General features: G+C 61.5%; 13 protein-coding genes. 10 read left to right on the forward strand and 3 right to left on the reverse strand.

Annotated elements, in window-relative coordinates:
* Positions 1 to 42 precede the first annotated feature (42 nt).
* Positions 43 to 1,779 carry an IlvD/Edd family dehydratase gene (locus tag J3P93_RS15985; protein ID WP_434589453.1) on the forward strand — a complete coding sequence of 579 codons (1,737 nt, stop codon included), beginning with the start codon at positions 43 to 45 and terminating at the stop codon, positions 1,777 to 1,779.
* A gap of 198 nt (positions 1,780 to 1,977) precedes the next feature.
* Positions 1,978 to 2,697 (forward strand): FadR/GntR family transcriptional regulator, encoded by a 720-nt coding sequence (locus tag J3P93_RS15990; RefSeq protein ID WP_434589455.1) that lies wholly within the window; start codon positions 1,978 to 1,980, stop codon positions 2,695 to 2,697.
* A gap of 183 nt (positions 2,698 to 2,880) precedes the next feature.
* Here the strand turns inward: J3P93_RS15990 and J3P93_RS15995 are convergent, their stop codons facing one another.
* Positions 2,881 to 5,265 carry an efflux RND transporter permease subunit gene (locus tag J3P93_RS15995; RefSeq protein ID WP_203421752.1) on the reverse strand — a complete coding sequence of 795 codons (2,385 nt, stop codon included), beginning with the start codon at positions 5,263 to 5,265 and terminating at the stop codon, positions 2,881 to 2,883.
* Entirely contained in the window at positions 5,262 to 6,305 is a 1,044-nt protein-coding gene (locus J3P93_RS16000) for a WD40/YVTN/BNR-like repeat-containing protein (RefSeq protein WP_434589458.1), read from the reverse strand. The genes J3P93_RS15995 and J3P93_RS16000 overlap by 4 nt, the downstream gene beginning before the upstream one ends.
* 439 nt (positions 6,306 to 6,744) lie before the next feature.
* Here J3P93_RS16000 and J3P93_RS16005 point away from each other — a divergent pair, with 439 nt between their 5' ends.
* From J3P93_RS16005 to J3P93_RS16035, 7 genes are all read left to right on the forward strand, one after another.
* Positions 6,745 to 7,335, forward strand: coding sequence for an amino acid synthesis family protein (locus tag J3P93_RS16005; protein ID WP_007917992.1), 591 nt, complete (start codon positions 6,745 to 6,747; stop codon positions 7,333 to 7,335).
* 31 nt (positions 7,336 to 7,366) lie between these two features.
* Positions 7,367 to 8,200, forward strand: a complete 834-nt coding sequence (locus J3P93_RS16010; protein WP_208937741.1) for an alpha/beta fold hydrolase — start codon at positions 7,367 to 7,369, stop codon at positions 8,198 to 8,200.
* Positions 8,197 to 9,678 (forward strand): aldehyde dehydrogenase, encoded by a 1,482-nt coding sequence (locus tag J3P93_RS16015; protein WP_394597201.1) that lies wholly within the window; start codon positions 8,197 to 8,199, stop codon positions 9,676 to 9,678. The genes J3P93_RS16010 and J3P93_RS16015 overlap by 4 nt, the downstream gene beginning before the upstream one ends.
* 12 nt (positions 9,679 to 9,690) lie before the next feature.
* Positions 9,691 to 10,176: a flavin reductase family protein gene (locus tag J3P93_RS16020; protein WP_093102213.1), complete on the forward strand. Its 486-nt coding sequence runs from the start codon at positions 9,691 to 9,693 to the stop codon at positions 10,174 to 10,176.
* A 131-nt stretch (positions 10,177 to 10,307) separates the two neighbouring features.
* Entirely contained in the window at positions 10,308 to 10,697 is a 390-nt protein-coding gene (locus tag J3P93_RS16025; RefSeq protein ID WP_434589462.1) for a carboxymuconolactone decarboxylase family protein, read from the forward strand.
* A 58-nt stretch (positions 10,698 to 10,755) separates the two neighbouring features.
* Positions 10,756 to 11,508 (forward strand): GntR family transcriptional regulator, encoded by a 753-nt coding sequence (locus J3P93_RS16030; protein ID WP_090282928.1) that lies wholly within the window; start codon positions 10,756 to 10,758, stop codon positions 11,506 to 11,508.
* 1 nt (position 11,509) lies between these two features.
* Positions 11,510 to 12,073, forward strand: a complete 564-nt coding sequence (locus J3P93_RS16035; protein WP_434589464.1) for an NUDIX hydrolase — start codon at positions 11,510 to 11,512, stop codon at positions 12,071 to 12,073.
* A 124-nt stretch (positions 12,074 to 12,197) separates the two neighbouring features.
* Here the strand turns inward: J3P93_RS16035 and J3P93_RS16040 are convergent, their stop codons facing one another.
* Positions 12,198 to 12,494, reverse strand: coding sequence for a DUF1330 domain-containing protein (locus tag J3P93_RS16040; protein ID WP_434589466.1), 297 nt, complete (start codon positions 12,492 to 12,494; stop codon positions 12,198 to 12,200).
* A gap of 68 nt (positions 12,495 to 12,562) precedes the next feature.
* Between J3P93_RS16040 and ribBA the strand changes: the two genes are divergently transcribed.
* A complete protein-coding gene (gene ribBA / locus J3P93_RS16045) occupies positions 12,563 to 13,672 on the forward strand; it encodes a bifunctional 3,4-dihydroxy-2-butanone-4-phosphate synthase/GTP cyclohydrolase II (protein WP_206416018.1) in 1,110 nt (369 codons plus the stop codon).
* The last annotated feature ends 238 nt before the right edge of the window (positions 13,673 to 13,910 follow it).

The raw sequence follows: 13,910 nt of genomic DNA on the forward strand, positions 1-13,910 counted from the left end.
CCATCGCTGGAACACTATAGTCATACAATAAGAGAATCGATCATGGCTGATAAGAAACCCACCCTGCGCTCCGCCCAATGGTTTGGCACGGCCGACAAGAACGGCTTCATGTACCGCAGCTGGATGAAGAATCAGGGCATTGCCGACCACCAGTTTCACGGCAAGCCGATCATCGGCATCTGCAACACCTGGTCGGAGCTGACGCCGTGCAACGCGCACTTCCGCCAGATCGCCGAGCACGTCAAACGCGGCGTGATCGAAGCCGGTGGTTTTCCAGTGGAATTTCCAGTGTTCTCCAACGGCGAATCGAACCTGCGCCCGACCGCCATGCTCACCCGCAACCTGGCGAGCATGGACGTTGAAGAAGCGATTCGCGGCAACCCGATCGACGGCGTGGTGCTGCTGACCGGCTGCGACAAGACCACCCCGGCGCTGCTGATGGGTGCGGCCAGTTGCGACGTGCCGGCGATCGTTGTCACCGGCGGTCCGATGCTCAACGGCAAGCACAAGGGCAAGGACATCGGCTCGGGCACGGTGGTCTGGCAGCTCAGCGAACAGGTCAAGGCCGGCACCATCACCATTGACGATTTCCTTGCGGCCGAAGGCGGCATGTCGCGCTCGGCGGGCACCTGCAACACCATGGGCACCGCGTCGACCATGGCCTGCATGGCCGAAGCACTGGGCACTTCCCTGCCCCATAACGCAGCGATCCCGGCAGTGGATGCGCGCCGTTATGTGTTGGCGCACATGTCCGGTATGCGCGCCGTGGAAATGGTGCGCGAAGACCTGAAACTGTCGAAGATCCTCACCAAGGAAGCCTTCGAAAACGCCATTCGCGTCAACGCCGCCATCGGTGGTTCGACCAACGCTGTAATTCACTTGAAAGCCATTGCCGGGCGCATCGGCGTCGAACTCGATCTGGACGACTGGACGCGCATCGGTCGCGGCATGCCGACCATCGTCGACCTGCAGCCTTCCGGGCGCTTCCTGATGGAAGAGTTCTATTACGCCGGTGGTTTGCCTGCGGTGCTGCGTCGCCTCGGCGAAGCCAATCTGATCCCCAATCCAAACGCACTGACCGTGAACGGCAAATCGATCGGCGAGAACACCAAGGACGCGCCGATCTACGGCGAAGACGAAGTCATCCGCACGCTGGACAATCCGATCCGCGCCGACGGCGGTATCTGCGTACTGCGCGGCAACCTCGCGCCACTCGGTGCGGTGCTCAAACCCTCTGCCGCCACTGCTGAACTGATGCAGCATCGCGGCCGCGCCGTGGTGTTCGAGAACTTCGACATGTACAAGGCGCGGATCAACGATCCGGAGCTGGACGTCGATAAAGACTCGATTTTGGTGATGAAGAACTGCGGGCCGAAGGGTTATCCGGGCATGGCCGAAGTCGGCAACATGGGCTTGCCGGCCAAGCTGCTGGCGCAGGGTGTGACCGACATGGTGCGCATTTCTGATGCGCGGATGAGCGGCACCGCCTACGGCACGGTGGTCTTGCACGTCGCGCCGGAAGCGGCGGCCGGCGGGCCTTTGGCGGCGGTGAAGGAAGGCGACTGGATCGAACTCGACTGCGCCAGCGGGCGTCTGCACCTGGACATTTCCGATGCCGAACTGGCCGCGCGCATGGCCGACCTGCAGCCACCGCAGCAATTGCTGGTGGGCGGTTATCGTCAGCTGTACATCGACCATGTGCTGCAAGCGGATCAGGGTTGCGACTTCGACTTCCTGGTTGGTTGCCGCGGCGCTGAAGTCCCACGCCACTCGCACTAACAGCCCCACCGATCGTTCCCACGCTCCGCGTGGGAATGCCTCAAGGGACGCTCCGCGTTCCAGCTCGGAAATGGGACGCAGAGCGTCCCGGGCCGCATTCCCACGCGGAGCGTGGGAACGATCATTGCCCGACTCAAGATTGCGCCGTGCCTGCTATGATGCGCGGCATCTCCATCGCTCAGGATCGCGCCGCTCCCCATGGATTACCGCAAACCCTCCGACCGTAAAAGCATGCACTCGCGCATCGTCCAGGAACTGGGCATGCAGATCGTCTCCGGACGCTTTTTGCCCGACGACAAACTGCCCGCCGAAGCCCTGCTCTGCGAGGAGTACGCGGTCAGCCGGCCGGTGCTGCGCGAGGCCACGCGGGTGCTGGTGGCCAAGGGCTTGGTGTACTCCAAACCGCGCGTCGGCACGGTGGTCAAGGCGCGCCGCGAATGGCACATGCTCGACCCGGACGTGCTGCACTGGCTGATGCAAAGCAGCCCGCAGAACGAATTCTTCAACGTGCTGACCAGCGTGCGCAGCATCATCGAACCCGCCGCCGCTGCCCTCGCCGCCCAGCACGCCACCGATGCCGACATCGCCGCCATCCATGAAGCGTATCAACGCATGGAAGCGGCGCCGACACCGGAAGCCTTGTTGCAACCGGACCTGGACTTCCACAGCCGGATCGCCGATGCCACGCACAATGATTTGCTGGCGAACCTGTGCAACATGCTCGCGGTGGCGATTGCCGAGGCGTTGAAGCATTCCAATCAGCGGCCGAATCTGCATGAGCTGGCGCTGCCGCGGCATAAGGCGATCTTGACCGCGATTGAAAATCGCGACGCCCTCGGCGCAAGGCATGCGACGCTGGTGCAGCTGGATGATGCGCGGAGTGCGCTGAGTGTGGTGCTTGGCACCGAACTCTCCTGACACACCATAAATCCCCTGTAGGAGTGAGCCTGCTCGCGATAGCGGTGTATCAGTTGACCATTTACCGCCTGACACACCGCTATCGCGAGCAGGCTCACTCCTACATTTGATCTGAGTGGATTCCGGGACATAAAAAAGCCGCAACCCCCAAAGGTTGCGGCTTTGTCGTTTCAGCCACTCAGATCAATGGGCAAACAACGAATTGCCCTTCTGCCCCGCCAGTTTCTCCGGCTTGATCAGGAACTTGGCCAGCGCCGGCAGCAGCCACAGCGCGCCAAACATGTTCCACAACAACATGAAGGTCAGCATCAGCCCCATGTCAGCCTGGAACTTGATCGCCGAGAAGATCCAGGTGCACACGCCGATTGCCAGGCACAGGCCGGTGAACAGCACGGCTTTACCGGTCGATTTCAGGGTCTGGTAATAGGCTTCCTGCAACGGCAGCCCCGCACGCAGGAAGCTTTCCAGACGGCTGTAAATGTAGATGCCGTAGTCCACGCCAATCCCCACCCCCAGCGCCACCACCGGCAACGTCGCGACTTTCACGCCGATGCCCATGAACGCCATCAGCGCGTTGCCGAGGACCGAGGTCAGCACCAGCGGCAGGACGATGCACAGGGTCGCCGCCCACGAGCGGAAGGTGATCATGCACATCACCGCGACGCAGATGTACACCAGAATCAGGATGGTCAGCTCGGCCTGTTTGATGACTTCGTTGGTCGCCGCTTCGATCCCGGCGTTACCGGCGGCGAGGATGAATTCGAGGCCGTCCTTGTTGTTCTCCTTGGCGAATTCCTGCACCGCGTTCACCGCACGATCGAGGGTTTCAGCCTTGTGATCGTTGAGGAACACCAGCACCGGCGCCAGTGAGCAACTGTTGTTGTAGAGGCCGTCGGCACGGGCGATCGAGTTGTTCAGCACGTCCGGGTTGCGCGACAGGGTTTCCCATTTCAGGTTGCCCTCGTTCATGCCCTTGATCATCTGCTTGGACACGGTCACCAGCGAGATCGCCGACTGCACGCCCTCGGTGTTCTGCATCTTCCACATCAACTGATCGATCGGCGCCATGGCTTCGTAGCGCGAGCAGCCTTCAGCCTTGGTCTTGACCATCACCACCAGCACGTCGGAACTGGTCGAGTAGTTGCTGATGATGAAGTTGTTGTCCTTGTTGTAGCGCGAGTCCGGGCGCAGTTCCGGCGCACCCTGGTCAAGGTCGCCGATTTTCAGGTTCTGGCTGTACCAGAGGCCGCCGCCGAAGGCGATCAGCGCCAGCACCACCGAGATGCGTGCGACTTTCGGATTGGCGAAGTTCGACAGCAGGCGCCAGAACGGATGTTCGCGGTTAGCGTCTTTCTTGCTCTTGGCGATCGCGCGCTTGCTGATGCCGACATAGGAAATCGCCACCGGCAGCAGGATCAGGTTGGTAAAGACAATCACCGCCACACCGATGGACGCGCCAATCGCCAGTTCACGGATCACGCCGATGTCGATGATCAGCAAGGTGATGAAGCCCACCGCATCGGCGAGAATCGCGATCATCCCCGGCAGGAACAACTGCCGGAACGTGCGCCGTGCGGCAGTCAGCGCGTTGTCGGCCTCGCTGGATTGCAGGGCGATCCCGTTGATCTTCTGCACGCCGTGGGAAATGCCGATGGCGAAAATCAGGAACGGCACCAGCATCGAATATGGATCGAGGCCGAAGCCAAAAAAGTGCATCAAGCCGAGCTGCCAGACCACCGCTACCAGCGTCGTGCTCAGCACGGCAATGGTGCTGCGCACGCAGTTGGTGAACCACAGCAGCAGGATCAAGGTGATGACGAAGGCGACGCCAAAGAACAGCACGACCATCACCAGACCATCGATCAGGTCGCCGACCTTCTTGGCGAAACCGACGATGTGGATCTTGACGTTGGGGTTCTGTGCTTCGAACTTGTTGCGGATCTTGTCTTCGAGTTCATGGGAGAACTGGCGATAGTCCAGGGCGAGCAACTTGCCCTGGTCCTGCGGGTCCGGATACGACTCGAGCAGCGGAATGTCGACGATGCTCGACTTGAAATCGTTGGCCACCAGACGCCCGACCTGGCCGGACTTGAGCACGTTGTTGCGCAGCAGATCGAGGCTGTCCTGCGAGCCGTTGTAGCTCTGCGGGATCACTTCACCACCGGCGAAGCCCTCTTCGGTCACTTCGGTCCAGCGTACGCTCGGGCTCCACAGCGACTTCAGCCCGGAGCGGTCGACGCCGGAGATGTAGAACACCTCGTCGTTGATCTGCCGCAGGGTCTCCATGTACTCCTTGGAGAAGATGTCGCCGTCAGTGGCTTCCACCGAAATACGCACGGTGTTGCCGAGGTTCGCCAGATCATTGCGGTGCTCCATCATCTTTTCGATGAAGGGATGCTGCAGCGGGATCATTTTTTCGAAACTGGTCGACGGCCGGATCAGCGTGGCCTGCCAGAACAGGAAAATGCTCACCACCAGACAGATCAGAATCACCGCCGGGCGGTTGTTGAAAATCAGGCGTTCGAGGAACGTCGCCTTTTCCTGCTGGGGAGTGATCAAGGAAGTCATAGGCCCGCCTTCTTGTTATTGGTCTCGGCACCGTTTGGCTGGGTGAGGTGTACACCGCCCTGCCCGCTCAGAACCAGATTGCCGTCGCCGGCCGCGGCGACCGACGACAGCGAAATGCGGTCCGGGCGGTTGAACACGCTGAAGGTCTCGCCGTTGTCGCTGCTGCTGATCACCGAGCCGCCGTTGCCGACAATGACGATCGAGCCGTCTTCGAGCAGCGTGCCGCCGGAGAGGCCGAACTCCAGCGCACCGCGCGCGGCTTTAAGCTCGACCTGCTCCCAGTTGCTGCCGAAATCGGTGGAGCGGTAGAGATTGCCGCGCAAGCCGTAGGCCAGCAGGGTCTGCGCTTGCGCCGTGCCGATCACGCCGAACAGCGAACCTTCGTACGGGCCTTCGAGCTTTTCCCAAGTCTGGCCGTCATCGGCGGAGCGGAACATGCTGCCCGACTCGCCGACGATGAACAGCCCGGCGTCTTTCACGGCAGCGATGGCGTTGAGGTGGAACTGGTCTTCGTTGTCGAGGCGGTCGCTGACGTCTTGCCAGTCCTTGCCGCCGTCGGTGGTTTCCAGCAGCGTGCCGTACGCGCCCACGGCAAAGCCGCTGTTGGCGTCCTTGAACCAGACGTCGAGCAGCGGCGATTCACGTTTGAGGTCTTCGAACTGCTTGGTCCAGGTCAGACCGCCGTCTGCACTGGCGAGGATCTGCGCGTCATGGCCGACTGCCCAGCCGTGCTGGTCGTCGACGAAATACACGGCGGTGAGCAGTTGCCGGGTTGGCACTTTGGCCTGGACCCAGGTTTTGCCCTGGTCATCGGAATAGAGAATGTGCCCACGGTCACCCACCGCGACCAGGCGCTTGCCGGCATGGACGACATCGAGAATCAGGCTTTTCGCGGCTTTTGCCGATTCCGTGGCATACACCACGTCAGCAGGTGCCTCGGCGGCGATGACGGGCGCCGAGAGTGTGGCAAAACCCAGCAGAGAGAGTGCTGTGACCAGCAACGCGGTGTTGCGCAACGCCGGCGGGCGGCAACGACTCATAGACCTTCCCCTATTTATTATTGTTGGGCCATCAGGCCTTCAAGGGCGCCGCAAGGGTGCTGCGATGATGGCTGATCAGAAGCATAGTCCTGAAACCCGCCATCCAGAGCCCCTTCGGAAGCTGGCTCATCCTATCGGGCTTTCGAAACGTCTGACAATCGGCGCCACGTTATCTTTTGTTAACCACATTGCCGACGGATTCCCCCCTGTAGGAGTGAGCCTGCTCGCGATAGCGGTGCGTCAGTTAGCAAATCACTGGCTGACACACCGCTATCGCGAGCAGGCTCACTCCTACAGGGGTCGGTGGTGCCTTGCGGATTTGAATACATGACCATTCGCCGGGGTGATGCGGCAAAAGTGCGCGAGGGGACTTGCACGATCAGTATTATGGTATACCATCAGACGCACAGACACTCTCAATCCCCCTACGGAGCAGCTCATGAGTTTCGAAATCCGCAAGATCGTCAGCTATGTCGAAGAAACCTTTATTGAAGGCGGCAAAGCCACCGACAAGCCTGTGACCATGGTGGGCCTCGCCGTGGTGATGAAGAACCCTTGGGTGGGCAACGGTTTTGTCGAAGACCTCAAGCCGCAGATCCGCGCCAACTGCTCTGATCTCGGCGCGCTGATGGTCGAGCGTCTGGTCGGCATCATCGGCGGCGCGGAAAAGATCGAGGCTTACGGCAAAGCCGCGGTGGTCGGCGCTGATGGCGAGATCGAACACGCCTCCGCCGTGATCCACACCCTGCGCTTCGGCAACCATTATCGCGAAGCGGTCAACGCCAAGAGCTACCTGAGCTTCACCAACAAGCGCGGCGGCCCGGGCACCTCGATCCAGATCCCGATGATGCACAAGGACGACGAAGGTCAGCGTTCGCACTACATCACCCTGGAAATGCAGATCGAAGACGCCCCGCGTGCCGACGAAATCGTCGTGGTGCTGGGCTGCGCTGACGGCGGCCGTCTGCACCCGCGCATCGGCAACCGCTACATCGATCTGGAAGAACTGGCCGCCGAAAAAGCCCAGTAATCACAATAAAAAGGCATTGCAGGAGCGCTCCATGATTCGGCTCACCGCTGAACTCACCCCGGCTGGCACCAGTTACCTGGCGACCGGCCAAGGCCAGCCCGTGGTTTTGATCCACGGCGTGGGCCTGAACAAAGAAATGTGGGGCGGCCAGATCGTTGGCCTGTCCAGCGACTATCAGGTGATCGCCTACGACATGCTCGGCCACGGCGCCAGTCCGCGGCCGGCCAGCGGCACCGACCTGCTCGGTTACGCCGATCAGTTGCTCGAACTGCTCGATCACCTGAATCTGCCGCAGGCCGCAGTGATCGGTTTCTCCATGGGCGGCCTGGTCGCGCGGGCGTTTGCCCTGCACTACCCAGAGCGCCTGCAAAGCCTGGTGGTTCTCAACAGCGTGTTCAACCGCAGCGAAGAGCAGCGTGCCGGTGTCATCGCGCGCACCGCGCAGGCCGCCGAGCATGGCCCGGATGCCAACGCCGAAGCGGCGCTGTCACGCTGGTTCAGCCGTGAATATCAGGCGGCCAACCCGGCACAGATCGCCGCGCTGCGCCAGACCCTGGCCAACAACGATCCGCAGGGTTACCTGACCACCTACGAACTGTTCGCCACCCAGGACATGTACCGCGCCGACGACCTCGGCACGATCACCGCACCGACGCTGATCGCCACTGGCGAGCTCGATCCCGGTTCGACCCCGGAAATGGCCGAGCAACTGGCCCGACGCATTCCCGGTGCGAAGGTTGCCGTGCTCCCCGAGCAACGGCATATGATGCCGGTAGAGTCGCCGCGCCTGGTCAACCAGACATTGCTGCAATTTCTGCAATTCGCACACTCCCGACAAAACCATATAAAGGGGATCGTTGCATGACACTCGCACGCTTCCAGATGTGCATCGGCGGAGAATGGGTCGACGCCCTCTCCGGCAAGACCTTCGAAAGCCTCAACCCGGCCTCGGCGCAAGCCTGGGCCGAACTGCCCGATGCCGATGAAGCCGACGTCGAACGCGCCGTGCAAGCCGCGCAAACCGCATTCGACAGCCCGGCCTGGCGCGGTCTGACCGCCACCGCACGGGGCAAGCTGCTGCGCCGCCTCGGTGACCTGATCGCTGAAAACAAGGAACAACTGGCGCAGCTGGAAAGCCGCGACAACGGCAAGCTGATCCGCGAAACCCGTGGCCAGGTCGGCTATCTGCCGGAGTTCTTCCACTACACCGCCGGCCTGGCCGACAAGCTTGAAGGCGGCACGCTGCCGCTGGACAAGCCCGACCTGTTTGCCTACACCGTGCACGAAGCGATGGGCGTGGTCGCCGCGATCATTCCGTGGAACAGCCCGCTCTATCTGACGGCAATCAAACTGGCCCCGGCCCTCGCCGCCGGCAACACCATTGTGATCAAGCCGTCCGAGCACGCTTCGGCAACGATTCTGGAACTGGCGCGGCTGGCCCTCGAAGCCGGGATTCCGCCGGGTGTGGTCAACGTCGTCACCGGTTACGGCCCGAGCACCGGCGCCGCCCTCACCCGCCATCCGCTGATCCGCAAGATCGCCTTTACTGGCGGCGCGGCGACGGCACGGCATGTGGTGCGCAGCAGCGCCGAGAACTTCGCGAAGCTGTCGCTGGAACTGGGCGGCAAGTCGCCGAACATTATCTTCGCCGACGCCGATCTGGACAGCGCGATCAACGGCGCGATTGCCGGCATCTACGCCGCGTCCGGGCAGAGTTGCGTATCCGGTTCGCGCTTGCTGGTGCAGGACGAAATCTACGACGAGTTCGTCAATCGGCTGGTCGAACGCGCCCAGCGCATTCGCATCGGCAACCCGCAGGAAGACCACAGCGAGATGGGCCCGATGGCCACCGCCCAGCAATTGGCGGTAGTCGAAGGCCTGGTCGCCGATGCCATCGCTGAAGGCGCGCGTTTGCGTACCGGCGGCAAGCGGCCGACGGATGTCGGCGAAGGCTGGTTCTACGAGCCGACGCTGTTCGAGTGCGACCGCAACTCGATGAAGATCATGCAGGAAGAAGTCTTCGGTCCGGTGGCGTCGGTGATCCGTTTCAAAGATGAAGCCGAAGCGCTGGCAATCGCCAACGACTCGCAGTTCGGCCTCGCCGCCGGCATCTGGACCCGCGACCTGGGCCGTGCCCATCGCCTGGCGCGCGATGTGCGCTCGGGGATCATCTGGGTCAACACTTACCGCGCGGTGTCGGCGATGGCGCCGATCGGCGGCTTCAAGAACAGTGGCTATGGACGCGAAAGCGGCATCGATTCGGTGCTGGCCTACACCGAACTGAAAACGGTGTGGATCAATCTCTCCCAGGCGCCAATGCCTGATCCGTTTGTGATGCGCTAGGAGTCCTGCGAAATGATCGAACCCGGCATTTACAAAGACGTCATGAGCTCGTTTCCGTCCGGCGTCACGGTGGTCACGACGCTGGACCCGGACGGCGGCATCGTCGGCATCACCGCCAGCGCCTTCAGCGCGCTGTCGATCGACCCGGCACTGGTGCTGTTCTGCCCCAACTACGCCTCCGACACCTATCCGGTGCTGCGCGACAGCAAGAAGTTCGCCATTCACTTGCTCTCCGCCGAGCAGACCGCCGAAGCCTATGCGTTCGCCGGCAAGGGCAAGGACAAGGCCAAAGACATCGAGTGGCACTTGAGCGATCTGGGCAACCCGATCCTCGCCAAGGCCACGGCGATCATCGAGTGCGAGTTGTGGCGGGAATACGATGGCGGAGACCACGCGATCATCGTCGGCGCAGTGAAGCACCTGATCCTGCCCGAGCAACCGGTGACGCCGATGATTTACCACAAGGGCAAGCTGGGTGCGCTGCCGACCCTGGTTTGAGCTAACAACGCAAAACCCTGTGGGAGCTGGCTTGCCAGCGATGGCGTCAGGTCAGTCGATATTGATTTCGAATGTGACGCCGTCATCGCTGGCAAGCCAGCTCCCACAGGGATTGAGGTGAGGCAAAGAATATGAGTAACGAAAAGTACCAAAAAGGCCTGAAGATCCGCACCCAGGTATTGGGCGAAGCCTACGTGCAGCGCTCGATCGACAACGCCGATGACTTCACCCGTCCGCTGCAGGAAATGGTCACCGAGTACTGCTGGGGCCATGTCTGGGGACGCGAGGGGTTGTCGCTCAAGGAGCGCAGCATGATCAACCTGGCGATGATCTCGGCGCTCAACCGCCCGCACGAACTCAAGCTGCATGTGCGTGGCGCCTTGCGTAACGGCCTGAGTCGTGAGCAAATACGCGAAATTCTGCTTCAGGTCGGCATTTATTGCGGCGTTCCGGCAGCCGTGGACAGTTTCCGGCTGGCCCGTGAAGCCTTTGCCGAAGCCGACGCCGAGGCCTCCAGTTAACCCCTCGGCTGTTTAGATGCCCGTCTGGCATGGACAGCCAAGCTCAAGAGCGGACCCCATGAAACGCCAGCCACTCGACGACAGCTTCAAGGTCAATCGCAACCCCGTTACCCTGCGCGAAATCGTGCTGGACAAACTGCGTAGCGCGATCATGAATTTCCAGCTCATGCCAGGCGATCGTCTGGTCGAACGCGACCTGTGTGATCGCCTCGGCGTCAGCCGCACTTCGGTGCGCGAAGCCTTGCGTCATCTTGAATCCGAAGGTCTGGTCGAATTCGCCGACGCCAAGGGCCCGCGCGTGGCGATCATCACCCTCGCCGATGCCGTCGATATCTACGAACTGCGTTGCGTGCTCGAAGGCCTGATCGTGCAGCTGTTCACCCTGCGCGCCAAGGCCAAGGACATCAAAGCCCTGGAAAAAGCCCTCGACGACAACCGCAAGGCGTTGAAGGACGGCGAGTTGCAGCAGGTGATCGACTCGGTGCAGGGTTTCTACGACGTACTGCTCGAAGGCTCGGGCAACCACGTCGCCGCCACCCAGTTGCGCCAGTTGCAGGCGCGCATCAGCTACTTGCGCGCGACCTCGGTGTCGCAGGAAAACCGTCGCGGCGCAAGTAATCACGAGATGGAAAAAATGGTCGCGGCAATCAAGAGCGGCGATCCGCTGGCGGCGCATCAGGCCTGTGTCGATCACGTGCGCGCTGCGGCTGCCGTGGCCCTCGACTACCTCAAGCGCAAGCAGGAAGAGACTGGCGCGACGCCGGCGATCACCCTGCCGATCGCGCTGAAAGAACCGCGTATAGGTCACTGATATGTTCAGCCCGAGCTATTGCCCGAAATGCGGTGGCCCTGACCTCGGTCAGCAGGTACCGGCGGGCGATACGCACGAGCGCCTGATGTGCCGCGGCTGTGGCTACATCCACTACGTCAATCCGAAGATCATCGCCGGCTGCATCATCGAGCAGGACGGCAAATACCTGCTGTGCCAACGGGCGATCCCGCCGCGCCCGGGCACCTGGACGCTGCCTGCCGGTTTCATGGAAAGCTTTGAGACCACCGAGCAGGCGGCGTTGCGCGAAGTCTGGGAAGAAAGCGGCGTGCGCGCCGAGATCGTCTCGCCGTATTCGATTTTCAGCGTGCCAAAGATCAGCGAGGTGTACATCATCTTCCGCGCCATCGCCCTGGAGATTACCGGGCAATATGGGCCGGAGACGCTGGACTACAAATTCTTCGCCCCTGAAGACATTCCGTGGGAACAGATCTACTACCCGGCGATCCGGCAGATTCTCGAGCGCTACATCGAAGAGCGTCAGGCGGGGGTTTACGGGATTTACATGGGTAATGACGACAGCGGCAAAATTCACTTCATGCGCTGATGTCTGATCGTTCCCACGCTCCGCGTGGGAATGCCTCTACGGACGCTCCGCGTTCGGCTCTGGATGGGACGCAGAGCGTCCCGGGCTGCATTCCCACGCGGAGCGTGGGAACGATCAATGCGGCTTAGAGCGGGGCAAAGGCCTCAACGATAATGATCTCCGCCCTCGCCCAGTCCTCGCGATAACGCCTCGCCTCCTGATACGCCGCCGAGCGGTAGCACGCCACGGCTTGCTCATAGCTCTCGAACTCGATCACCACCGTGCGTTGCGGCGTTTCACGCCCTTCCATCGCTTCGCTGCGCCCGCCTCTGACGAGAAATACGCCACCGAACGCGGCAATCGCCTGCGGCGTGCGCTGGGTGTATTGGCTGTAGTGTTCGGCATCGGCTATATCCACATGAGCAATCCAGTACGCCTTCATAGTGACCTCTTGGTTGATTTCGTATTATGGTATACCAATATATTTCCAACGAACCCTGAGAGTCCAGCATGGCCTTCAACAGCATCGAAGAAATCATCGAAGATTATCGCCTCGGCAAAATGGTTTTGCTGGTCGATGACGAAGACCGCGAGAACGAAGGCGACCTGTTGCTGGCCGCCGACCGCTGTACGCCCGAGGCGATCAGCTTCATGGCCCGCGAAGCGCGCGGGCTGATCTGCCTGACCCTGACCGACGAACATTGCCAGCGTTTGGGCCTGGAGCAAATGGTCCCGAGCAACGGCAGCGTGTTCAGCACCGCGTTCACCGTGTCGATTGAAGCAGCGGTCGGCGTGACCACCGGCATTTCCGCAGCCGATCGCGCCTGCACCGTCGCCGCCGCCGTCGCGCCGAATGCGCGTGCCGAAGACCTGGTGCAGCCCGGCCACATCTTCCCGCTGCGCGCCAAGGAAGGCGGCGTGCTGACCCGCGCCGGCCACACCGAAGCCGGTTGTGACCTGGCGCGACTGGCCGGTTTCACTCCAGCCTCGGTGATCGTCGAGGTGATGAACGACGACGGCACCATGGCCCGGCGCCCGGATCTGGAACTGTTCGCACGCAAGCACGGGATCAAGATCGGCACCATCGCCGACCTGATCCACTATCGCCTGAGCACCGAGCACACCATCGAACGCATCGGTGAACGTGAGCTGCCGACGGTACACGGCACCTTCCGCTTGATCACCTTTGAGGACCGCATCGAGGGCGGCGTGCACATGGCGATGGTCATGGGCGATCTGCGCCGTGACGAGCCGACGCTGGTGCGCGTGCATGTGATCGATCCGCTGCGCGATCTGGTCGGTGCCGAATACAGCGGGCCGAAGAACTGGACGCTGTGGGCGGCGCTGCAACGGGTCGCTGCCGAAGGTCACGGGGTGGTTGTGGTGCTGGCCAATCATGAGTCGTCACAGGCCTTGCTTGAGCGGGTGCCGCAACTGACCCAGCCACCGCGACAGTTCAGCCGCTCGCAGTCGCGGATCTATTCGGAAGTCGGCACCGGAGCGCAGATTCTGCAGAACCTCGGGGTTGGCAAGCTGCGGCATCTCGGCCCGCCGCTGAAATATGCGGGGTTGACCGGGTATGACCTTGAGGTGGTCGAGAGCATCCCGTTCACTGAATAACCCGCGCCAAGCACAGATTCAATTGTAGGAGTGAGCCTGCTCGCGATGGCGGTGTATCAGTTGAGGAAGATGTTGGCTGACACACCGCTATCGCGAGCAGGCTCACTCCTACAGGGGTTTGTATTTCAAACATTGATTTCCTGAGGCACTAAAACGGCTTCGCCAGATAACCGGTAAGGCAAAGTGCTTGCACAAAGTTTGGAATACCATAATATGATATTCCATAGACCGGACACTC

It is taken from the genome of Pseudomonas sp. R3-57 (genome assembly GCF_051132065.1).
Classification (GTDB): Bacteria; Pseudomonadota; Gammaproteobacteria; order Pseudomonadales; family Pseudomonadaceae; genus Aquipseudomonas.

What these genes read in the sequence shown, in the direction of transcription:
- J3P93_RS15985 (WP_434589453.1), top strand. Translation starts at nt 43, where the DNA reads ATGGCTGATAAGAAACCCACCCTGCGCTCCGCCCAATGGTTTGGCACG.
- J3P93_RS15990 (WP_434589455.1), top strand. Translation starts at nt 1,978, where the DNA reads ATGGATTACCGCAAACCCTCCGACCGTAAAAGCATGCACTCGCGCATC.
- J3P93_RS15995 (WP_203421752.1), bottom strand. Translation starts at nt 5,265, where the DNA reads ATGACTTCCTTGATCACTCCCCAGCAGGAAAAGGCGACGTTCCTCGAA.
- J3P93_RS16000 (WP_434589458.1), bottom strand. Translation starts at nt 6,305, where the DNA reads ATGAGTCGTTGCCGCCCGCCGGCGTTGCGCAACACCGCGTTGCTGGTC.
- J3P93_RS16005 (WP_007917992.1), top strand. Translation starts at nt 6,745, where the DNA reads ATGAGTTTCGAAATCCGCAAGATCGTCAGCTATGTCGAAGAAACCTTT.
- J3P93_RS16010 (WP_208937741.1), top strand. Translation starts at nt 7,367, where the DNA reads ATGATTCGGCTCACCGCTGAACTCACCCCGGCTGGCACCAGTTACCTG.
- J3P93_RS16015 (WP_394597201.1), top strand. Translation starts at nt 8,197, where the DNA reads ATGACACTCGCACGCTTCCAGATGTGCATCGGCGGAGAATGGGTCGAC.
- J3P93_RS16020 (WP_093102213.1), top strand. Translation starts at nt 9,691, where the DNA reads ATGATCGAACCCGGCATTTACAAAGACGTCATGAGCTCGTTTCCGTCC.
- J3P93_RS16025 (WP_434589462.1), top strand. Translation starts at nt 10,308, where the DNA reads ATGAGTAACGAAAAGTACCAAAAAGGCCTGAAGATCCGCACCCAGGTA.
- J3P93_RS16030 (WP_090282928.1), top strand. Translation starts at nt 10,756, where the DNA reads ATGAAACGCCAGCCACTCGACGACAGCTTCAAGGTCAATCGCAACCCC.
- J3P93_RS16035 (WP_434589464.1), top strand. Translation starts at nt 11,510, where the DNA reads ATGTTCAGCCCGAGCTATTGCCCGAAATGCGGTGGCCCTGACCTCGGT.
- J3P93_RS16040 (WP_434589466.1), bottom strand. Translation starts at nt 12,494, where the DNA reads ATGAAGGCGTACTGGATTGCTCATGTGGATATAGCCGATGCCGAACAC.
- ribBA (WP_206416018.1), top strand. Translation starts at nt 12,563, where the DNA reads ATGGCCTTCAACAGCATCGAAGAAATCATCGAAGATTATCGCCTCGGC.